Genomic DNA, 19,957 nt, shown 5'->3' with positions numbered 1-19,957 from the left:
GAGTTCGAGCCCCACATGACCGTCGAGATCTCGCGCGGGCACAACCCGTTGCGCGACCCCGAAGACCGTCGCCTCAACCGCATCGCCGGTCCGAGCGCACTCGTCATCTTCGGCGTCACGGGAGACCTCTCCCGCAAGAAGCTCATGCCCGCCGTCTACGACCTCGCGAACCGCGGTCTGCTGCCTCCCGGGTTCGCGCTCGTCGGCTTCGCGCGCCGCGACTGGGCGGACCAGGACTTCGCCCAGGTCGTCTACGACGCGGTGCGCCAGCATGCGCGCACCGAGTTCCGTGACGAGACGTGGCAGCAGCTGCTCCAGGGCATCCGCTTCGTGTCGGGCGAGTTCGACGACCCCGACGCGTTCCGCCGCCTCAGGGAGACCGTCGACCGGCTGGACACCGAGCGCGGCACGATGGGCAACCACGCGTTCTACCTGTCGATCCCGCCCAAGGCGTTCCCGCTGGTGGCTGAGCAGCTGAAGTCCTCGGGTCTCGTCGACGACACCGCCGACCAGCCCGACCGCTGGCGCCGTGTCGTGATCGAGAAGCCGTTCGGGCACGACCAGGAGTCGGCACGGGCCCTCAACGACGTGCTCCGCTCGGCGTTCCCGACGGACTCGATCTTCCGCATCGACCACTACCTCGGCAAGGAGACGGTCCAGAACATCCTGGCCCTGCGCTTCGCCAACGAGCTGTACGAGCCGATCTGGAACCGCAACTACGTCGACCACGTGCAGATCACGATGGCCGAAGACATCGGCGTGGGCGGCCGTGCCGGCTACTACGACGGCGTCGGCGCCGCGCGCGACGTGATCCAGAACCACCTGCTGCAGCTCATGGCGCTGACGGCGATGGAGGAGCCCATCTCGTTCGACGCGAAGGATCTTCGCGCCGAGAAGGAGAAGGTGCTCGCCGCCGTCACCCTACCGGAGGACCTCGCCCGCTCGACCGCGCGCGGTCAGTACGCAGGCGGCTGGCAGGGCGGCGAGAAGGTGCTCGGCTTCCTCGAGGAGGACGGCATGAACCCTCGCTCGACGACCGAGACGTACGCCGCCGTCACCCTCGAGGTGAACACCCGTCGCTGGGCGGGCGTGCCGTTCTACCTCCGCACCGGCAAGCGCCTCGGCCGCCGCGTCACCGAGATCGCCGTGGTCTTCAAGCGCGCGCCCGAGCTGCTGTTCTCACGCAGCCAGACCTCGGGCCAGGGGCAGAACGCCCTGGTGATCCGTGTGCAGCCCGACGAGGGCGTCACGATCCGCTTCGGCTCGAAGGTGCCCGGTGCGGGCGCCCAGGTGCGCGACGTCACGATGGACTTCGGCTATGGGCACGCGTTCACCGAGGCCAGCCCCGAGGCCTACGAGCGTCTCATCCTCGACGTGCTGCTCGGCGACCCGCCGCTGTTCCCGCGGCACGAAGAGGTCGAGCTTTCGTGGAAGATCCTCGATCCGATCGAGCAGTTCTGGGACGCCCAGGGCGGCCCGCTCGAACAGTACTCACCCGGGTCGTGGGGCCCGGACTCCGCGGACGAGATGCTCGCCCGCGACGGACGGACCTGGAGGCGCCCGTGATCGTCGATCTTCCCGACACCACTGTCAGCAAGATCTCGCGTGCGCTCGTCAACGTGCGCGAGGAGGGCGGCGCGGTCGCGCTCGGCCGCGTGCTGACCCTCGTCATCCTCACCCGTGAGGGAGCGGTCGAAGAGGTCATCGAGGCGGCGAACGACGCGTCGCGCGAGCACCCGATGCGGGTGATCGTGCTGCTGATCCCCGACGGCTACGACGCGGAGCCGCGCCTGGACGCGCAGATCCGGGTCGGCGGCGACGCCGGCGCCAGCGAGGTCGTGATGCTGCGGGCCTATGGAGATGCGGGCCACTCGAACCTCGAGAGCCTGGTGACGGGGCTTCTGCTGCCCGACGCGCCCGTCGTGGTGTGGTGGCCGAATCGCACGCCCGAGCACATCTCGAAGACCTCCATCGGTCGGATCGCGCAGCGCCGGATCACGGATGCCGCCACGAAGTCCGACCCGTCAGCCTGGGTCGCGGACCTCGGCGAGCAGTACGCGCCCGGCGACACCGACCTCGCGTGGACGCGGTTGACGCGCTGGCGCGAGCAGCTGGCCGCGATCCTCGACCAGCCGCCCTACGAGCCCGTCGTCGGCGTCCGGGTGCGTGGCGCGGCCGACTCGCCCTCGACCGCGCTCCTCGCGGCCTGGCTGCGCCTCACCCTCGACGTGCCCGTCGACTGGGCGTATCTCGATGCCGAGGAGTGGCCCCACGGCATCAAGTCCGTCGCGCTCGTGCGCCCGAGCGGCGAGGTGCTCCTGGAGCGCCCGACGCCCGGCGTGGCGATCCTCACGCAGCCCGGACAGCCTACGCACGACCTGGCGTTCCCGCGCCGGACACTGCGTGAGTGCCTGGCCGAGGAGCTCCGTCGGCTCGACCCGGACGTCCTGTATGGTCGAGTCATCACCGAGGGCTGGCAGCTGCTCAACCCTCCGGCGACGAAGGGGACGCAGGCCTGATGGACGGTGCGCGGGTGACGGACAGGACGAAGACGAATGCCTGAGGGCTGGGCCGAGAAACGCGTCATCATCAGTTCCGATCCCGCTGCGCTCGTCGATTCCGTCGCTCCGCGCTTCTTGAACCGGGTCGCCAAGCGCGTCGACGAGGGCAAGCTCGCCCACATCTCCCTGACGGGCGGGGCGATGGGCGCCGCCGTGCTCGGCGCCGCAGGACGCAGTCCGCGCGCGGCCCGCATCGATTGGTCGCGCGTCCACTTCTGGTGGAGCGACGAGCGGTTCCTCCCCCGCGCCGACGCCGATCGCAACGACCACCAGGCGCGTGAGGCGTTCCTGAACGGTCTGGACATCCCGGCGGAGAACATCCACACCATGCTCAGCAGCGATGACGGCGTGGATCTGGATGCCGCCGCCGCCGCGTATGCCGACGAGCTCGCCCGCTTCCCCGGCGGCGAAGGCGCGTGGCCCTCGTTCGACGTCTGCTTCCTCGGCGTCGGTCCGGACGGCCACATCGCGTCACTGTTCCCCGACCGCGGCGAGATCCAGATCACGGATCGCTCGGTGGTCGCGGTGCGCGACTCCCCCAAGCCTCCGCCGGAGCGGATCTCGATGACCCGTCCGGTCATCAACAGCTCCAAGCGCGTGTGGCTCGTGCTGTCGGGCACCGACAAGGCGGCCGCGCTGGGTCTCGCTCTGGCCGGTGCCAGCTATGCGAGCGTCCCCGCCGCCGGTGCGAAGGGTCGCAAGCGCACGACGTTCTTCGTCGACCAGGCCGCCGCCTCCCAGGTGCCGCCGGAGCTCATCGACCGCGAGTATTGACGCGACTCGGATCAATGCGAGCGCCAGCGAGCGTTGATGCGAGGCGGGTCAAGGTCGAGCGAGCGGAGCGAGTCGAAACCCACGAGCAACCCTCGTGAATGGAGAAGAGCGGATGCCTCGGCATCCGCTCTTCTTCGTCTCTCTGTCTGTCTGCGTGGCCGGTCAGCCCTGACCGCGCCGCTCGCGCAGCTGCTGCAGCGCGTCGTCAAGGAGCGTCTCGGCTTCCTCTTCGGTGCGGCGCTCCTTCACGTACGCGAGGTGGGTCTTGTACGGCTCGCTCTTGGCGACAGCGGGAGGGTTCTCCTTGTCGCGGCCGGCCGGCAGACCGGAGTGCGGCGAGTCGATCGTCTCGGGGATCTCCTCTTCGGGGATGCCCGCCGCGAAGTAGCGGACCGTCTCGTTGCCCAGGGCGTCCCAGTACGAGATGGCCACGCGCTCGGCGTGGTAGCCGTGATCCTGCTCGCCCATCGGACCGGCACCGACACGGGTGCCGCGGATCGCGTTGCCTCCGGTAGCCATCAGATGGCCTGGAACTTCGTGATCAGGCCGAGCGCCACGATGGACGCGAACCACACCAGCGAGAGCACCACGGTGAAGCGATTGAGGTTGCGCTCTGCCAGGCCCGACGAGCCGAGAGCGGACGTCATGCCGCCGCCGAACATGTCGGAGAGGCCGCCACCGCGGCCCTTGTGGAGCAGGATGAGAAGGGTCAGCAGGAGACTCGTGATGCCGAGAAGCACCTGCAGGACGAACTCGAGGATCTGCACAGTCGTTGAAGCCTTTCGCTGCGATCGGTCGCCGGTCGCACAAGGGTCAAGTATACGTGTACGCCGGCGGGCGGCGAGGAATCCCCCGCCGCCCACCGGCAACGGCGTCAGACGCCGACGTGCTTCTGGTACCGGATGATGGCCGCGAACTCGTCGACGACGAGGCTCGCCCCGCCGACCAGCGCACCGTCCACGTCCGGCTCGCGCATGAAGCTCGCGATGTTCGCGGCCTTCACCGACCCGCCGTAGAGCACGCGGGTACGGGCCGCGGCATCCGGTCCGAGCTTCTCGGCGATGACCTCGCGAAGCTTCGCGCAGACCTCCTGCGCCTGCTCGGGCGTCGCCGCCTGACCGGACCCGATGGCCCAGACCGGCTCGTAGGCCACGACGATGTCGGCATCCGGCTTCACGCCTTCGAGCGCGATCCGGAGCTGGCCCACCGGCACGGCGCTGGCGCCGTGCTTCTCGAGGTCCTCAGCCGTCTCGCCCACGCAGATCACCGGGACCAGCCCGTGCTTCAGCGCTGCCTGCACCTTCGCGGCGACGAGGTCGTCGCCCTCGTGGTGGTACTCGCGGCGCTCGGAGTGGCCGATGATCACGTAGCGGTTGTCGAGCTTCGCGAGGAAGGCGCCCGAGATCTCGCCGGTGTAGGCGCCGGAGTCGTGCGACGAGATGTCCTGCGCGCCGAGGGCGAACGGGATCTTGTCGGCGTCGAGGAGCGTCTGCACCGTGCGGATGTCGGTGAACGGCGGGAAGACCGCCACCTCGACCGAGCCGTCCTCGTGCTTCGCGTCCTTAAGCGTCCAGTGCAGCTTCTGAACGAACGCGACCGCCTGCAGGTGGTCGAGGTTCATCTTCCAGTTGCCGGCGATGAGCGGGGTGCGCCTGGTCTGCGCAGCAGCCGTTGAACCAGCGCTGTCTACTGCCATCCGAGGACCTCCAGTCCGGGAAGCTTCTTGCCCTCGAGGAACTCGAGGCTGGCGCCGCCGCCGGTCGAGATGTGACCGAAGGCGTCGTCGGCGAACCCGAGCTGGCGGACGGCCGCGGCGGAATCTCCACCGCCGACGACCGACAGGCCGTCGACCTCGGTGAGCGCCTGCGCGACGGCCTTGGTGCCTGCCGCGAAGGGCGCGAGCTCGAACACGCCCATCGGGCCGTTCCAGAAGACCGTCTTCGACCCGCGGACGAGGTCCGCGAAGCGAGCCGCCGTGTCGGGACCGATGTCGAGCCCCAGACCGGATGCGCCGAACGGCGTCTCTTCGATCTGATCGGCGCGCGTCACCACGTGCTCCGCGTCGGCGCCGAACTTCGAGGCCACCACGACGTCGGTCGGCAGCACGAGCTCCACGCCCGACTCCTCGGCGCGGCGCATGTACTCGCGGACGGTGTCGAGCTGGTCTGCCTCGAGCAGGCTCGAGCCGACCTTGTGCCCCTGCGCGGCGAGGAACGTGAAGAGCATTCCGCCGCCGATCAGCAGCCGGTCGACGCGCGGGAGCAGATGCGAGATGACGCCCAGCTTGTCGCTGACCTTCGAGCCGCCGAGGACGACGGTGTACGGCCGCTCGGGGTTCTCGGTGAGGCGATCGAGGACGTCCAGCTCGGTGGCGATCAGCAGGCCGGCCGCGGACGGCAGGATCTCTGCGAGGTCGTACACCGAGGCCTGCTTGCGGTGTACGACACCGAAGCCGTCCGAGACGAGGGCGTCGCCGAGTCCGGCGAGCTGTTCGGCGAAGGCGCGGCGCTCCCCCTCGTCCTTCGAGGTCTCGCCCGGGTTGAACCGGAGGTTCTCGATGACCGCGACGTCGCCGTCCTCGAGGGCCGCGACGGCCTCGTGGGCCGACTCGCCGACGGTGTCGCGGGCGAAGGCGACGGGCTTGCCGAGCAGCTCCGCCAGCCGCTGTGCGACCGGGGCGAGACTGTACTTCGCGTCCGGCGCGCCCTCGGGGCGGCCGAGGTGCGAGCAGACGACGAGCCGTGCACCCTGGTTGATCAGGGCGTTGAGCGTGGGAAGGGATGCCCGCACACGGCCATCGTCCGCAATGACCGCGCCCTTGAGAGGAACGTTGAGGTCACAGCGGACGATGACGCGCTTGCCTGCGAGCGAACCCAGCGAATCGAGGGTGCGCAGAGCCATGGGAGATCGCTTAGAGGCGCTCGGCCACGTACTCGGTGAGGTCGACGAGACGGTTGGAGTAGCCCCACTCGTTGTCGTACCAGGCCGACACCTTGACCAGGTTGCCGCTGACGTTCGTCAGCTCCGAGTCGAAGATCGACGAGTGCGGGTTCAGCTGGATGTCGCTGGAGACGATCGGGTCCTCGGTGTACTCGAGGTACCCGGCGAGACGACCCTCGGCGGCAGCCGCCTTGTACGCCTCGTTGACCTGCTCGACCGTGAGGCCCTCGGTGGGCGTGACGATCGTCAGGTCGACGATCGAGCCGGTCGGCACCGGCACCCGGTAGGAGGAGCCGCTCAGCTTGCCGTTCAGCTCGGGCAGCACGTGGCCGATGGCCTTGGCCGCACCGGTCGACGCGGGCACGATGTTGATCGCGGCGGCGCGGGCACGGCGCAGGTCGCTGTGGGGGCCGTCCTGCAGGTTCTGGTCGGCCGTGTAGGCGTGAGCGGTCATCATGAAGCCGCGCTCGATGCCGAACGCGTCGTTGAAGACCTTCGCCAGGGGTGCGAGGCAGTTCGTCGTGCACGACGCGTTCGAGATGATCACGTGGTTCTCGGGGTCGTACTCGCCCTCGTTGACGCCCATCACGATGGTGACGTCGTCGCCGGTCGCCGGAGCGGAGATGAGCACCTTCTTGGCGCCGCCGGCGATGTGCTTCTTGGCGTCGTCGGCCTTGGTGAAGCGTCCGGTCGACTCGATGACGATGTCGACGCCGAGCTCGCCCCAGGGCAGGTTCGCGGGGTCGCGCTCTTCGAAGACCTTGATGGCCTTGCCGCCGACGGTGATCGAGTCGCCGTCGTACGAGACGGACTCGCTGAGCGGGCCGCCGACCGAGTCGTACTTCAGCAGGTGGGCGAGCGTCTTGTTGTCGGTGAGGTCGTTCACCGCCACGATTTCGAGGTCCGCACCCTGCGCGAGAGCCGCGCGGAGGTAGTTGCGTCCGATGCGGCCGAAGCCGTTGATGCCGATCTTGACAGTCACGGAGTTTCTCCTGAGATGTGTCGTGCGCGAGTGCGCGGTTGGTGCGATGCGAACGAGGACAACGGCGTCCCGGCGGGCAGTCCCGCCGGGACGGCCGCGCTTATTAGGACAGTACCAGCAGGCCCGACGTCTTCTGACGGGCGGCGTCGAGGCGCTGGGCGACGTTCTGCCAGTTGGCGATGTTCCAGACGGCCTTGACGTAGTCAGCCTTGACGTTGAGGTAGTCGAGGTAGAAGGCGTGCTCCCACATGTCGAGCTGGAACACCGGGATCGTGCCCTGCGCGGTGTTGCTCTGCTGGTCGAACAGCTGCTGGATGATGAGCTGCTCGCCGATCGCGTCCCAGCTGAGGACGGCCCAGCCGGAACCCTGGATGCCGGTCGCGGCGGCGGTGAAGTGCGCCTGGAACTTGTCGAAGCCGCCGAAGAACTCGTCGATCGCGGCACGCAGCTCGCCCTCGGGCTCTCCGCCGCCCTCGGGCGACAGGTTGGTCCAGAAGATCGAGTGGTTGACGTGCCCGCCGAGGTTGAACGCGAGGTCCTTCTCGAGCTTGTTCACGTTCGCCAGGTTGCCGGAATCACGCGCCTCGGCCAGCTGCTCCAGCGCGGTGTTCGCGCCGGTGACGTACGCCTGGTGGTGCTTGCTGTGGTGCAGCTCCATGATCTTGCCGCTGATGTGCGGCTCCAGGGCGGCGTAGTCGTAAGGGAGGTCGGGCAAGGTGTACTTCGCCATGTTCTCTTCTTCCTGTCGGCGCGCGCCGAATTCCCCGGCGCTGCGAGGGTGACGGAATCATCCTACTGAGCGGCAACGTCCGGGCGACGGGGTTGCTTCCCACTGTGACGTGTGGAACATAGTCCCCACGCCCGTCCACGCATCGCCTCGCGCTGCGCGGAGCCTCGGGTGCGATGGCCCGGCCGCGGATCGCGCGGGATCAGTCCTCGATGCCCGCGGGCACGGCGGACTCGGTGCCGGGCAGACCCTCGATCTCGGCCTTCTTGTCGGCCATCGCGAGGAGCCGGCGGATGCGGCCGGCCACGGCATCCTTCGTCAGCGGCGGGTCCGCGTGGTGTCCCAGCTCGTCCAGGCTCGCATCCCGGTGCGCGAGTCGCAGATCGCCCGCCTGACGCAGGTGCTCGGGCACCTCGTCGCCGAGGATGGCGAGGGCCCGTTCCACGCGCGCGCAGGCGGCCACGGCGGCCTGCGCCGAGCGGCGGAGGTTGGCGTCGTCGAAGTTGACGAGCCGGTTGACGCCCGCGCGCACCTCGCGGCGCTGACGCATCTGGTCCCACTCGGCCGCGGCGCGCATGGCGCCCATGGCGGCGAGGGCGGCGCGGATCGCCTCTCCCTCGCGCACGACGACCCGCGGGATGCCGCGAACCTCGCGGGCCTTGCCTGCGATGCCGAGGCGGTGGGCCGCGCCCACGAGCGCCATCGCGGCCTCGGACGACGGGCAGGTGATTTCGAGGGCGGCGGAGCGGCCGGGGTCGGTGAGCGAGCCGGCGGCGAGGAACGCGCCCCGCCAGATGGCGGCGAGATCCCCGCGCGAGCCCGTGGTGAGCTTGTTGGGAAGCCCGCGGACGGGTCGCCGCCGCTGGTCGAGCAGGCCGGTCTGGCGGGCGAGCGTCTCGCCGCCTTCGATGACGCGCACGGCGTAGTGGCTGCCGGTGCGGGCACCCGAGCCCTGGACGTGCACGAGCTCGGGCCGCACGCCGTACAGCTCGACGAGGTCGCGGGCGGTGCGCCGGGCGAGGATGTCGGAGTCCAGCTCGGCCTCGACCGCGACGCGGTTCGCGATCGAGTGCAGGCCTCCCGAGAATCGCAGCAGCGACGTGAGCTCGGCGACCCGCGCGGTGGGGCGCGGGTCTCGCACGGTGATCAGCTCGGCCTTCACGTCAGCGGTCAGCGACACGGGACTCCTTCGCGGGTCTTTCGGGAACGACCCTCCACCCTACCGGCCGGTCCGGCCGGTGGCGTCATCACTCCCGACCGAGATCGCGATGCGTGATGCGCACGGCCACGCCGGGCACCGCCGCGAGGCGCTCCGCGAGTTCGCGCACCATCACGACCGACCGGTGCTTGCCGCCGGTGCAACCGACGGCGACCACCGAGTGGCTCTTGTTCTCGCGCTGGTATCCCTCGAGTACGGGTCGCAGTGCCGCGCTGTACGCGTCGAGGAAGTCGGCGGCCCCTTCCTGCGCGAGCACGTAGTCCCGCACCTCCGCGTCCTCGCCGGTGAACGGCCGGAGGTTCTCGTCCCAGAACGGGTTCGGCAGGAACCGCATGTCCGCCACGAGATCGGCATCCGGGGGCAGCCCGTACTTGAAGCCGAAGCTCTGCAGCGTGAGCGTATGGCGCGCCGACCCCTCTTCGGTGAACAGGTCGGCGACCTTCGTCGCCAGCTGGTGGATGTTGTACGACGAGGTGTCGATGATGATGTCGGCGCTCTCGCGGACAGCCGCGAGGCGCGCACGCTCGCGACGGATGCCGTCGAGGATCGTCCCGCCGCCTTGCAGGGGGTGCGGGCGCCGCACCGCCTCGAAACGGCGGACGAGCGCCTCGTCCGAGGCATCCAGGAACATGACCCGGATCTGCCGGCGCTCGCGGAGCGCGCGCATCGCCGCGGGGAGGTCGGAGAACAGGTCGCGTCCGCGCACGTCGACGACGACGGCGACCCGGGGCAGCACTCCCCCGGCCAGCTCCGTCAGGTCGAGCAGCGGCTTGAGCATCTGCGGCGGCAGATTGTCGACCACGTACCAGTCGAGGTCCTCGAGCGAGTTCGCCGCGGTCGATCGCCCCGCCCCCGACATCCCCGTGACGATCAGCACTTCTCCGACGTCGTGCCGCGTCCCCTCGCCCATGACCACCCCCGTCGAGCCCAGCCTACCCACTGGCGACGGGGGCAGGCTCCGCCAGGTGGGAGTGGATCGCCGCCGCGAGCTTCGGCCCGACGCCCGGCAGCTCCGCGATCTCTTCGGGAGTCGCCTTGCGCAGCGCCGCGACCGAGCCGAAATGCCGCAGCAGCGCCTTGATGCGGGCTTCGCCGAGACCGGGAACCTCGGCCAGCACGCTCTGGATGTCGCGGCGCCGGCGCTTGCGCTGGTGGGTGATCGCGAAGCGATGCGCCTCGTCGCGCAGGCGTTGCAGCAGATACAGGGCTTCCGAAGTGCGGGGCAGGATGACCGGGTACTCCTCGCCCGGCAGCCACACCTCCTCCAGCCGCTTCGCGATGCCGCACAGGGCGATCTCCTCGTGGCCGGCGTCGCGCAGCGCGCGAGCCGCCGCTTCGACCTGCGGCTTGCCGCCGTCGACGACGAGCAACTGCGGGCGGTAGGCGAACCGCGGACGACGCCGCTCGGTGACGACGGTCTCGTCGGAGGTCACGTCGGGCACGGCCGACGTCTCGTTCTCCTCCGGGCGGTCGAGGTACGCGAGACGTCGCGTCAGCACCTGGTAGAGCGAGTCGGTGTCGTCGGTGGTCTCGGGGACGCCGAACGAGCGGTACTGATCCTTGCGCGGCAGGCCGTCCTCGAAGACGACCATCGACGCCACGACATTGGTGCCGCTCAGGTGCGAGACGTCGAAGCACTCGATGCGCAGGGGCGCCTCGACGAGGTCGAGCGCCTCCTGGAGGTCGGTGAGCGCCTGGCTGCGGGCGACGTAGTCGCTGGTGCGCCGCGTCTTGTGGAGCATCAGCGCCTGCTGGGCGTTGAGCGTGGCGGTGCGCATGAGGTCGGCCTTGCGACCCCGCTGCGCGACCTGGATCGTCACGCTCTTGCCTCGCCGTGCCCGCAGCCACTCCTCGAGATCGGCCGCGTCGTCGGGCATCGACGGCACCAGCACCTGCTTCGGGATGTCGGCGCCCGTCGCGTTGCCGTATGTGCGCTGGATCACCTGGTCGACGAGATCGCCGTCGGAGATGTCGATCTCCTTCTCGATCGTCGTGGCGCGCACACCGCGCACGCGGCCGCCGCGGATCACGAAGTGCTGCACCGTGGCGGCGAGCTCGTCCTCGGCGATCCCGAACAGGTCGGCGTCGGTGTCGGCTGCGAGCACCAGCGCACTCTTGTTCAGCACCGCGTCGATCGAGTGCAGGCGGTCGCGGTACACGGCGGCTGCCTCGTAGTCCATCGCCGCCGAGGCCTCGCGCATGCGGGCCATCAGCTCCTTGGTGAAGCGCTGATCGCCGCCCGACATGAACGCGATGAAGTCGTCGACGATCGCGCGGTGCTCCTCGATCGTCACCTTCATCGAGCACGGCCCGCCGCAGCGTCCGATCTGGCCCGGAAAGCACGGGCGGCCGGTGGACATCGCCTTCTTGTACGACGCGTCGCTGCAGGTGCGGATCGGGAAGACCTTGATCATCAGGTCGATCGTGTCGTGCACCGCCCACACCTTCGGGTACGGACCGAAGTACTTCGCGCCGGGGATGCGGCGGTTGCGCGTCACGATCACCCGCGGCGCCTCATCTGCGAGCGTGATCGCCATGAACGGGTAGGACTTGTCGTCCTTGTAGCGGACGTTGAACGGCGGATCGAACTCCTTGATCCACTGGTACTCGAGCTGCAGCGAGTCGACGTCGGTCGCGACGACGGTCCACTCCACGGAGGCCGCTGTCGTCACCATGCGGCGGGTGCGCTCGTGGAGCGTGTGCAGCGGAGCGAAGTAATTCGACAGGCGCGCGCGGAGGTTCTTCGCCTTGCCGACGTACAGCACGCGCCCGTCGCGATCGCGGAACCGGTAGACCCCCGGATTCGTGGGGATCTCGCCCGGATTCGGCTTGTACGGGACCGTGGGAGCGGGACGCGCCATGCCGCTCAGCCGGCCTTGCGGGCCTCGACGAGCTCGGCGGGGGCGCTCACTCCCAGCACCTCGGCGAGGAACATTCCGGTGTGGCTGCCCTCGACGCGCGCGACGTGCTCGGGCGTGCCTGTCGCCAAGACCTCGCCGCCGCCGGCGCCGCCCTCGGGTCCGAGGTCGATCACCCAGTCCGAGGACTTGATCACGTCGAGGTTGTGCTCGATCACGATGACGGTGTTGCCCTTGTCGACGAGGCCGTTCAGCACCTCGAGGAGCTTGCGTACATCCTCGAAGTGCAGGCCCGTCGTCGGCTCGTCGAGCACGTAGATCGACCGACCGTTGGTGCGCCGCTGCAGCTCGGTGGCGAGCTTCACGCGCTGCGCCTCGCCGCCCGACAGCGTCGTGGCGGACTGGCCCAGCCGCACGTACCCGAGGCCGACGTCGACGAGCGTCTTGAGGTAGCGGTGGATCGCCTGGATGGGCTCGAAGAACTCCGCCGCCTCGGCGATCGGCATCTCGAGCACCTCGGCGATGTTCTTGCCCTTGTAGTGCACCGCGAGCGTGTCGCGGTTGTACCGCTTGCCGTGGCACACCTCGCAGTCGACGTACACGTCGGGCAGGAAGTTCATCTCGATCTTGATCGTGCCGTCGCCCGAGCAGGCCTCGCAGCGTCCGCCCTTGACGTTGAAGCTGAAGCGGCCCGGCTGGTAGCCGCGCACCTTCGCCTCGGGCGTCTCGCTGAAGAGCGTGCGGATGCGGTCGAACACGCCGGTGTACGTCGCGGGATTGGAGCGCGGCGTGCGGCCGATCGGCGCCTGGTCGACGTGCACGACCTTGTCGAGGTTCTCGAGACCGGTGACGCGCGTGTGCTTGCCCGCCACGCGGCGCGCGCCGTTGAGACGCGTCGCGAGGACCTGATACAGGATGCCGTTGACCAGGGACGACTTGCCGGAGCCGCTCACGCCGGTCACGGCGGTGAGCACGCCGAGCGGGAAGTCGACCGTCACGTTCTTGAGGTTGTTCTCGCGCGCGCCGACGACGGTGACCTGGCGCTTCCTGTCGATCTTGCGGCGCTTCTGCGGCGTCGGGATCGCGCGCCGACCCGACAGGTAGTCGCCGGTGATCGAGGCGCGGTCGGCGAGGAGCTCCTCGATCGGACCGGAGTGGACGACCTCGCCGCCGTTGACGCCGGCGCCCGGGCCGATGTCGACGACCCAGTCCGCGGCGTGGATCGTCTCTTCGTCGTGCTCGACGACGATGAGCGTGTTGCCCAGGTCGCGCAGGGCCACCAGCGTCTCGATGAGCCGGCGGTTGTCACGCTGGTGCAGACCGATCGACGGCTCGTCGAGCACGTAGAGCACGCCGGTGAGGCCCGATCCGATCTGCGTCGCCAGGCGGATGCGCTGCGCTTCGCCGCCCGACAGGGTCGCCGCCGCGCGGCTCAGGCTGAGGTAGTCGAGACCGACGCGGATGAGGAAGTCCAGTCGCAAGCGGATCTCGCGAAGAACCTGGGCGGCGATCGTGGCCTCGCGCTCGGTCAGCGTGAGCTGCGCGAAGTACTCCCGTGCCTCGCCGAGGCTCAGGCGCGAGGCATCCGCGATCGAATGCCCGTGCACCTGCACGGCCAGCACCTCCGGCTTGAGCCGCGCGCCGTCGCACACCGGGCACGGGACCTCCCGCAGGTACTCCGACCAGCGCTGACGCTGCGTGTCGGATTCGGCCTGCGTGTACTGCCGTTCGATGTAGGGCACGACGCCCTCGAAACCCGACGAGTAGCGCATCTCGCGGCCGTAGCGGTTCTTCCACCGCACGGTGACCTTGTAGTTCTCTCCGCGCAGCACCGCCTCGCGGACGTCCGACGGCAGCTTCTTCCACGGCGTGTCGAGTGAGAAGCCGAGGTCATTCGCGAGGCCCTCGAGCAGGCGCTCGTAGTACTGGAAGAGCCCCTTGCCCTGCGTCGTCCACGGGATGAGCACACCCTCGCGGATCGACAGCTCGTCGTCGGCGAGCATCAGCTCGACATCGACCGACATGCGGGTGCCGAGGCCCGAGCAGGCCGGGCAGGCGCCGAAGGGCGCATTGAACGAGAACGTGCGGGGCTCGATCTCGGTCAGCTGCAGCGGGTGGCCGTTCGGGCAGGCGAGCTTCTCGGAGAAGGACTGCCACGCGGCATCCCCCTCTTCGTCCACGAAGTTGATCTGCATCACGCCGCCCGCGAGCGACAGAGCGGTCTCGACGGAGTCGGTGACCCGATCGAGGATGCCGGGTGCCGCGACGAGACGGTCGACCACGACCGCGATGTCGTGCTTGTAGCTCTTCTTGAGCACCGGCGGCTCGGCCAGCTGGATCAGCTCGCCGTCGACGATCGCCCGCGCGTAGCCCTTCGCACCGAGCTCCTTGAAGAGGTCGACGAACTCGCCCTTCTTCTGCGTGATCACCGGCGCGACGATCTGGTAGCGCGTGCGCTCCTCGAGCTCCATGAGCTGGTCGGCGATCTGCTGCACCGTCTGGCGCTGAATCACCTCGCCGCACTCGGGACAGTGGGGCACCCCGATGCGGGCCCACAGCAGGCGCATGTAGTCGTGGATCTCGGTGATCGTGCCGACCGTCGAGCGCGGGTTGCGGTTGGTCGACTTCTGGTCGATCGACACCGCGGGGCTCAGCCCCTCGATGAAGTCGACGTCGGGTCGGTCGACCTGGCCGAGGAACTGGCGCGCGTAGGCGCTGAGCGACTCGACGTAGCGGCGCTGACCCTCGGCGAAGATCGTGTCGAACGCGAGACTCGATTTGCCCGAGCCGGACAGACCGGTGAAGACGACGAGCGAATCGCGCGGGATGTCGAGGTCGACGTCCTTCAGATTGTGCACGCGGGCACCGCGGACGCTCAGCTTTCCGCTGGTGCCCCCGACGGTCTTTGCGGGCAGGTTCGCGGGCAGGGCGACAGGGACGATGGGCACCAGTCAAGTGTAGGCGGGGCCTCCGACATGAGGCCTGGGAGCCGTTCGCCGTGGGCGAAGACCACCATCCCGCTCCCCCGGTCACGCGCCGCGGTGCCCTCGCAGGGATCGCCTCGCAGGCCCTTCCGCCGCGCTGTCGCGAGATCAGCGCGCGCCCGAGAAGGGCCGCAGCGCATCACGCAGGGCGAAGAGCGCATCGGCGTCCGTGCCCGCGCGCGCCATCACCTGACCGGGAACGTCGAGCGCCCGCTCGCGCAGCGCCCGCCCCGCATCGGTCAGGCCCACGTCGAGAACGCGCTCGTCGCCGCCGCGGCGGGCACGCGTCACGAGGCCCTGCGACTGGAGCCGCTTGACGAGCGGTGAGAGCGTGGCCGGCTCGAGCGCCAGTTCGGCGGCGAGCTCGCGCAGCGATCGAGGTGACCTCTCCCAGAGGGCGAGCATGACCAGGTACTGCGGATGCGTGAGGCCGAGCGGCTCGAGGATCGGCCGGTACAGACCCACCACGTTGCGGGCGGCCGTCACGAGCGCGAAGCACACCTGGTTGTCGAGCGCGAGCAGGTCGTCAGGGCTGAGAGCAGCCACCGTCCCGTCTCCGGAGACTCCGCTCGACGCTGGGGCGGGCGGCGGAGAGGAGGTGGGCGATGTCACGGAGTCATCCTATATCGCACTAATCGTTAGTACACTAAGTAACATGCCCGATCAGGATGCCTCCCCCGACGCCCGCCGCCCCCTCCGCGAACGGGTGCGCGAGGCCGGCGGCTGGTACGCCTTCCTCAACGCGAACCTGATCCGCGTGGCAGGTCCCGCGGCGGTGGGGCCGTACGAGACGGCTCCTCCGCCCAGCGCCGCCGAACGGGCCGAACGCGCCTGCCCGCTATGCGGCGCGCCCCTCACCCGGCACACCTTCGACCGTTCGGGCCCGAAGCCCCTCATGCACTGCCCCTGACCCTCGGGCGCGCGGCACACGTGCCGCGCATGGCGGATCGGCTGATGACCGCGGCACTCGCGTCGTAGTCGTCGAAGCCCCGCACCAGAATGGATGCGGCCTCCGCCGGATGCCTTACGCGTGCCCCGCGCGCTCCATGGCGCGCAGCTCCTTCTTGAGGTCCTGCACCTCGTCGCGCAGTCGCGCGGCGAGCTCGAACTTGAGCTCGCCGGCGGCGGCGAGCATCTGCTGGCTGAGGTCTGCGATCGTGGCCTCCAGCTGCTCGGCGCCCTCGGCGGCGATGCCCTCGCGTCGCAGCTGCGGCGTCGGGCTCTTGCCCATGCCGGACTTGGTCTTCGCCGCCGCCTTGCCCCGCAGCATCCGATCGGTGTCGGAAGCCTCCCGCGCGAGCACCTCGGTGATGTCGGCGATGCGCTTGCGCAGCGGCTGGGGATCGATGCCGTTCGCGGTGTTGTAGGCGATCTGCTTCTCGCGACGACGGTCGGTCTCGTCGATGGCCTTCGCCATCGAGTCCGTGATCGTGTCGGCGTACATGTGCACCTGGCCCGAGACGTTGCGCGCCGCGCGACCGATCGTCTGGATGAGCGAGGTGCCGCTGCGGAGGAACCCCTCCTTGTCGGCGTCGAGGATCGACACCAGCGACACCTCGGGCAGGTCGAGGCCCTCGCGGAGGAGGTTGATGCCGACGAGCACGTCGTAGACGCCGGCTCGCAGCTCGCTGAGCAGCTCGACACGGCGCAGCGTGTCGACGTCGGAGTGGAGGTAGCGCACCCGCACACCGTGCTCGCCCAGGAAGTCGGTCAGCTCTTCGGCCATCTTCTTGGTGAGCGTCGTGACCAGCACCCGCTCGTCGCGCGATGCGCGTAGGCGGATCTCTTCGAGGAGGTCGTCGATCTGCCCCTTCGAGGGCTTCACCACGATCTCCGGGTCGATGAGGCCGGTCGGACGGATGATCTGCTCGACGACACCGTCCGCGATCCCCATCTCGTAGCGGCCCGGCGTCGCGGACAGGTACACGGTCTGGCCGACGCGGTTCTTGAACTCGTCCCACCGCAGCGGCCGGTTGTCGAGCGCGCTCGGCAGCCGGAACCCGTGCTCGACCAGGGTGCGCTTGCGCGAGGCATCCCCCTCGTACATCGCCCCGATCTGGGGGACGGTGACGTGCGACTCGTCGATGACCATGAGGAAGTCGTCGGGGAAGAAGTCCAGCAGCGTGTGCGGCGGCTCCCCGGGGGCGCGGCCGTCCATGTGGCGGGAGTAGTTCTCGATGCCCGAGCAGAATCCCAGCTGCTGCAGCATCTCGAGGTCGAACGTCGTTCGCATGCGCAGACGCTGGGCCTCGAGCAGCTTGTTCTGCGACTCGAGCTCTTTCAGCCGCTCGGCCAGCTCGTCCTCGATGGTGCCGATCGCGCGCTGCACCGTCTCGGTGCCCGCGACGTAGTGCGACGCCGGGAAGATGGGCACGCTGTCGAGCCGCTGCACCACGTCGCCGGTGAGCGGGTGCAGCATGAAGAGCGCCTCGATCTCGTCGCCGAACATCTCGATCCGGATCGCGTACTCCTCGTACACCGGGATGATCTCGATCGTGTCGCCGCGCACACGGAAGTTGCCGCGCGAGAAGTCGACGTCGTTGCGGTTGTACTGCATCGCGATGAACTTGCGGATCAGCGCGTCACGGTCGTACACCTCGCCGACCTGCAGCGCGACCATCGCCCGCAGGTACTCGTCGGGCGCGCCGAGGCCGTAGATGCACGAGACGGTGCTGACCACGATGACGTCGCGCCGGCTGAGCAGCGAGTTGGTCGTCGAGTGGCGCAGCCGCTCGACCTCGGCGTTCACCGAGGAGTCCTTCTCGATGAAGGTGTCGGTCTGCGGGACGTACGCCTCGGGCTGGTAGTAGTCGTAGTAGCTGACGAAGTACTCCACCGCGTTATGCGGCATGAGCTCGCGGAACTCGTTCGCCAGCTGCGCGGCCAGCGTCTTGTTGTGCGCAAGCACCAGGGTCGGCCGCTGCACGGCCTCGACCAGCCAGGCCGTCGTCGCCGACTTGCCGGTGCCCGTCGCACCCAGCAGCACGACGTCGGTCTCACCGGCGTTGATGCGCGCCGCCAGCTGGGCGATCGCCTGCGGCTGGTCGCCCGACGGGGCGAATTCGCTCACGACCTCGAACGGCCGCACGGATCGAGTGGTCTGCACCGTTCCAGCGTAGGCGGCGCCCCCGACATCGGGGCGGCGTTCGCGACGAGCGGATGCCGCGACCCGGCCGACGCGCGGGGTTCAGCCTCCGAAGCCGCCGCCGTCGAATCCGCCGCCGAGGCCGCCCGCGTCGAGGCCGCCGAACGCCCCGCCGTCGTATCCGCCGCCACCGGCGTCGTAGCCGCCCGCGCCGCCGCCGTCGAAGCCGACGGCGCCCGGGTCATAGGTCTCGCCGATCCACGCCGGCTCGGAGCCGATGCCGATCGACCCGGCGCCGACCGTGTAGTACGCCGCGACTGAGCTCGACAGGAGGAACTGCTGCGCCACGATCGTCATGACGCCGACGTTCAGGAGCAGCCGCTGCAGATCCACGCCGTCGCGGGGATCGCCGTCGTCGACCGCGACCGCGGTGCGCGCGGGATCTGCGGCGGCTCGGGCCGCGGCATCCGTCCCGGCGTTCGCCGCGCGCGCCGCACGGTGCTCTTCGGCACGACGGACGAGTTTCGCGATCACGGACGGATCTTCGGCAGCGACGTCGCGCTCCGACTCCGCGAGGAACGGCCGCAGCTGCTCGAACATCTCGCGGCGGCGCTCCGGCGGCAGGTCCTTGAACGCCGAGGCGTGAGCGCTCTCGATCACGGACGCCGGGAGGGTGCCGAGCAGGTAGACGTAGCGCGAGATGCGTTCTTCCTCCGAGGCCGCGCGATAAGGGCCGCGACGCCGCCGGAACCTCGAGAGAACACCCATGCGACACCTCCTTCGGTCTCACTCCAGGGTAGTCCGCGCAGCCCGGAGGCGGAATGGTGGAGAAGGCCGCTACGGGCGTTCCGCGCGTCGCGCCACGTGCTCGTCGAGGCGCTCCCACAGCTCGTCCACCTGGCGGATCGTGTCGTCGAGAGTGCCCGCGGTGTCGATGACGACGTCGGCGATCCGCAGTCGCGCCTCGTCCGGCACCTGCGACGCGATGCGTGCCTCAGCATCGGCCGGGCTCAGCCCGCGCAGTCGGATCAGCCGTTCGACGCGCACCTCGGCCGGGGCGTGCGCCACCACGACGAGCTCCCACGGGTCGTCCACGCGCGCCTCGACGAGCAGCGGCACGTCGTAGACGACGACGGCATCGGGGTCGGCCGCGAACGCCGCCGCGAAGCGGCGAGCGGATTCGGCGCGCACCGCAGGATGCACGATCGCGTTGAGCTGGGCGATCGCCGCCGGGTCTCCGAACACGCGGGTGCCGAGGGCTGCGCGATCGAGGGAGCCGTCGGGGCGCAGCATCCGCTCGCCGAAGGTCTCTGCGATCGCGGCGAGCACCGGAGTGCCCGGCGCCTGGACTTCGCGCACCAGCTGATCCGCGTCCACGACCACGGCGCCGTGTTCCGTCAGGCGGCGGGCGATGGTGGACTTCCCCGAGGCGATGCCTCCGGTGAGCGCGACGAGGGGCATGCATCGAGCATGCCACGCGGAGTCCTTGACCGGTTCCTGAGGCGGGGCTGAGCGTGCCCTGAGGAGGTGGCGATAGCCTCGGGACACCCGAGGGACAGTCCACCCGTGCAGCTGGGGAAGGGCGCAAGTGAACGTCGGACGCGACACTGTTGATCACGACAGTGTGGCGCGCGACAGCTCAGCGTCCTGCTGCGCGCACCGCACCCGCCGTCTTCGCGACGACGGTGGCAGGTGGATCGTCCTGAGGTGCGGACCGGTCGCCCGCGTGGGGACGATGGCGACCGGGGTCCGTGCACCGAGGACGCGCGCAGGGCGGGATGTGGGGAGATCTCCCGCCCTACGCGCGGCCCGCATCTCCGCGGCGGC

Annotated in this window: 18 protein-coding genes; 4 read left to right on the top strand and 14 right to left on the bottom strand. The window is 69.6% G+C overall.

What is annotated here, in order from left to right:
* The first annotated feature begins 15 nt into the window (after positions 1–15).
* The 3 genes from zwf to pgl are packed head-to-tail and all read left to right on the top strand — an operon-like array spanning position 16 to position 3,335.
* The gene (gene zwf / locus ABG085_RS08320; RefSeq protein ID WP_347978916.1) at positions 16–1,566 is read left to right on the top strand and encodes a glucose-6-phosphate dehydrogenase; all 1,551 of its coding nucleotides are present in this window, start codon (positions 16–18) and stop codon (positions 1,564–1,566) included.
* Positions 1,563–2,519 carry a glucose-6-phosphate dehydrogenase assembly protein OpcA gene (locus tag ABG085_RS08315; RefSeq protein WP_347978915.1) on the top strand — a complete coding sequence of 319 codons (957 nt, stop codon included), beginning with the start codon at positions 1,563–1,565 and terminating at the stop codon, positions 2,517–2,519. The genes zwf and ABG085_RS08315 overlap by 4 nt, the downstream gene beginning before the upstream one ends.
* Positions 2,520–2,555: 36 nt before the next feature.
* A complete protein-coding gene (gene pgl / locus ABG085_RS08310; protein WP_347978914.1) occupies positions 2,556–3,335 on the top strand; it encodes a 6-phosphogluconolactonase in 780 nt (259 codons plus the stop codon).
* A 162-nt stretch (positions 3,336–3,497) separates the two neighbouring features.
* Here the strand turns inward: pgl and ABG085_RS08305 are convergent, their stop codons facing one another.
* From ABG085_RS08305 to ABG085_RS08255, 11 genes are all read right to left on the bottom strand, one after another.
* Positions 3,498–3,854 carry an RNA polymerase-binding protein RbpA gene (locus ABG085_RS08305; RefSeq protein ID WP_347978913.1) on the bottom strand — a complete coding sequence of 119 codons (357 nt, stop codon included), beginning with the start codon at positions 3,852–3,854 and terminating at the stop codon, positions 3,498–3,500.
* Positions 3,854–4,102, bottom strand: coding sequence for a preprotein translocase subunit SecG (gene secG, locus ABG085_RS08300; protein ID WP_163619440.1), 249 nt, complete (start codon positions 4,100–4,102; stop codon positions 3,854–3,856). Before secG ends, ABG085_RS08305 begins: the two co-directional genes overlap by 1 nt.
* A 107-nt stretch (positions 4,103–4,209) precedes the next feature.
* Positions 4,210–5,031 carry a triose-phosphate isomerase gene (gene tpiA, locus ABG085_RS08295; RefSeq protein ID WP_347978912.1) on the bottom strand — a complete coding sequence of 274 codons (822 nt, stop codon included), beginning with the start codon at positions 5,029–5,031 and terminating at the stop codon, positions 4,210–4,212.
* On the bottom strand, positions 5,022–6,236 hold the full coding sequence (locus ABG085_RS08290) for a phosphoglycerate kinase (protein WP_347978911.1): 1,215 nt from the start codon (positions 6,234–6,236) through the stop codon (positions 5,022–5,024). The genes tpiA and ABG085_RS08290 overlap by 10 nt, the downstream gene beginning before the upstream one ends.
* Positions 6,237–6,246: 10 nt before the next feature.
* On the bottom strand, positions 6,247–7,257 hold the full coding sequence (gene gap, locus ABG085_RS08285; RefSeq protein ID WP_163619434.1) for a type I glyceraldehyde-3-phosphate dehydrogenase: 1,011 nt from the start codon (positions 7,255–7,257) through the stop codon (positions 6,247–6,249).
* A gap of 103 nt (positions 7,258–7,360) precedes the next feature.
* Positions 7,361–7,987: a Fe-Mn family superoxide dismutase gene (locus tag ABG085_RS08280; protein WP_347978910.1), complete on the bottom strand. Its 627-nt coding sequence runs from the start codon at positions 7,985–7,987 to the stop codon at positions 7,361–7,363.
* Between the two features lie 199 nt (positions 7,988–8,186).
* On the bottom strand, positions 8,187–9,164 hold the full coding sequence (whiA, locus tag ABG085_RS08275) for a DNA-binding protein WhiA (RefSeq protein ID WP_347978909.1): 978 nt from the start codon (positions 9,162–9,164) through the stop codon (positions 8,187–8,189).
* A 67-nt stretch (positions 9,165–9,231) separates the two neighbouring features.
* Positions 9,232–10,113, bottom strand: a complete 882-nt coding sequence (gene rapZ, locus ABG085_RS08270) for an RNase adapter RapZ (RefSeq protein ID WP_347978908.1) — start codon at positions 10,111–10,113, stop codon at positions 9,232–9,234.
* 22 nt (positions 10,114–10,135) lie between these two features.
* Positions 10,136–12,064: an excinuclease ABC subunit UvrC gene (gene uvrC / locus ABG085_RS08265; RefSeq protein WP_347978907.1), complete on the bottom strand. Its 1,929-nt coding sequence runs from the start codon at positions 12,062–12,064 to the stop codon at positions 10,136–10,138.
* A gap of 5 nt (positions 12,065–12,069) precedes the next feature.
* Positions 12,070–14,976 (bottom strand): excinuclease ABC subunit UvrA, encoded by a 2,907-nt coding sequence (gene uvrA, locus ABG085_RS08260; RefSeq protein WP_347979147.1) that lies wholly within the window; start codon positions 14,974–14,976, stop codon positions 12,070–12,072.
* 177 nt (positions 14,977–15,153) lie between these two features.
* Positions 15,154–15,567: a MarR family transcriptional regulator gene (locus ABG085_RS08255; RefSeq protein ID WP_347979146.1), complete on the bottom strand. Its 414-nt coding sequence runs from the start codon at positions 15,565–15,567 to the stop codon at positions 15,154–15,156.
* 133 nt (positions 15,568–15,700) lie between these two features.
* Here ABG085_RS08255 and ABG085_RS08250 point away from each other — a divergent pair, with 133 nt between their 5' ends.
* On the top strand, positions 15,701–15,955 hold the full coding sequence (locus ABG085_RS08250; protein ID WP_347978906.1) for a hypothetical protein: 255 nt from the start codon (positions 15,701–15,703) through the stop codon (positions 15,953–15,955).
* A 114-nt stretch (positions 15,956–16,069) separates the two neighbouring features.
* Here the strand turns inward: ABG085_RS08250 and uvrB are convergent, their stop codons facing one another.
* The 3 genes from uvrB to coaE all read right to left on the bottom strand — a co-directional run bounded on the left by uvrB (position 16,070) and on the right by coaE (position 19,591).
* Positions 16,070–18,151: an excinuclease ABC subunit UvrB gene (gene uvrB, locus ABG085_RS08245; protein ID WP_347978905.1), complete on the bottom strand. Its 2,082-nt coding sequence runs from the start codon at positions 18,149–18,151 to the stop codon at positions 16,070–16,072.
* Between the two features lie 81 nt (positions 18,152–18,232).
* Positions 18,233–18,898: a hypothetical protein gene (locus ABG085_RS08240; RefSeq protein WP_347978904.1), complete on the bottom strand. Its 666-nt coding sequence runs from the start codon at positions 18,896–18,898 to the stop codon at positions 18,233–18,235.
* A gap of 69 nt (positions 18,899–18,967) precedes the next feature.
* The gene (gene coaE, locus ABG085_RS08235; protein WP_347978903.1) at positions 18,968–19,591 is read right to left on the bottom strand and encodes a dephospho-CoA kinase; all 624 of its coding nucleotides are present in this window, start codon (positions 19,589–19,591) and stop codon (positions 18,968–18,970) included.
* Between the last annotated feature and the right edge of the window lie 366 nt (positions 19,592–19,957).

The sequence above is a fragment of the Microbacterium sp. ProA8 genome, from assembly GCF_039905635.1.
Lineage (GTDB): Bacteria > Actinomycetota > Actinomycetes > Actinomycetales > Microbacteriaceae > Microbacterium > Microbacterium chionoecetis.
Note: the sequence above shows the minus strand (reverse complement) of the source record. Positions and strands in the feature narration are given on the sequence as shown.

What these genes read in the sequence shown, in the direction of transcription:
- zwf (WP_347978916.1), top strand. Translation starts at nt 16, where the DNA reads ATGACCGTCGAGATCTCGCGCGGGCACAACCCGTTGCGCGACCCCGAA.
- pgl (WP_347978914.1), top strand. Translation starts at nt 2,556, where the DNA reads ATGCCTGAGGGCTGGGCCGAGAAACGCGTCATCATCAGTTCCGATCCC.
- ABG085_RS08305 (WP_347978913.1), bottom strand. Translation starts at nt 3,854, where the DNA reads ATGGCTACCGGAGGCAACGCGATCCGCGGCACCCGTGTCGGTGCCGGT.
- tpiA (WP_347978912.1), bottom strand. Translation starts at nt 5,031, where the DNA reads ATGGCAGTAGACAGCGCTGGTTCAACGGCTGCTGCGCAGACCAGGCGC.
- ABG085_RS08290 (WP_347978911.1), bottom strand. Translation starts at nt 6,236, where the DNA reads ATGGCTCTGCGCACCCTCGATTCGCTGGGTTCGCTCGCAGGCAAGCGC.
- ABG085_RS08280 (WP_347978910.1), bottom strand. Translation starts at nt 7,987, where the DNA reads ATGGCGAAGTACACCTTGCCCGACCTCCCTTACGACTACGCCGCCCTG.
- rapZ (WP_347978908.1), bottom strand. Translation starts at nt 10,113, where the DNA reads ATGGGCGAGGGGACGCGGCACGACGTCGGAGAAGTGCTGATCGTCACG.
- uvrC (WP_347978907.1), bottom strand. Translation starts at nt 12,064, where the DNA reads ATGGCGCGTCCCGCTCCCACGGTCCCGTACAAGCCGAATCCGGGCGAG.
- ABG085_RS08250 (WP_347978906.1), top strand. Translation starts at nt 15,701, where the DNA reads ATGCCCGATCAGGATGCCTCCCCCGACGCCCGCCGCCCCCTCCGCGAA.
- ABG085_RS08240 (WP_347978904.1), bottom strand. Translation starts at nt 18,898, where the DNA reads ATGGGTGTTCTCTCGAGGTTCCGGCGGCGTCGCGGCCCTTATCGCGCG.
- coaE (WP_347978903.1), bottom strand. Translation starts at nt 19,591, where the DNA reads ATGCCCCTCGTCGCGCTCACCGGAGGCATCGCCTCGGGGAAGTCCACC.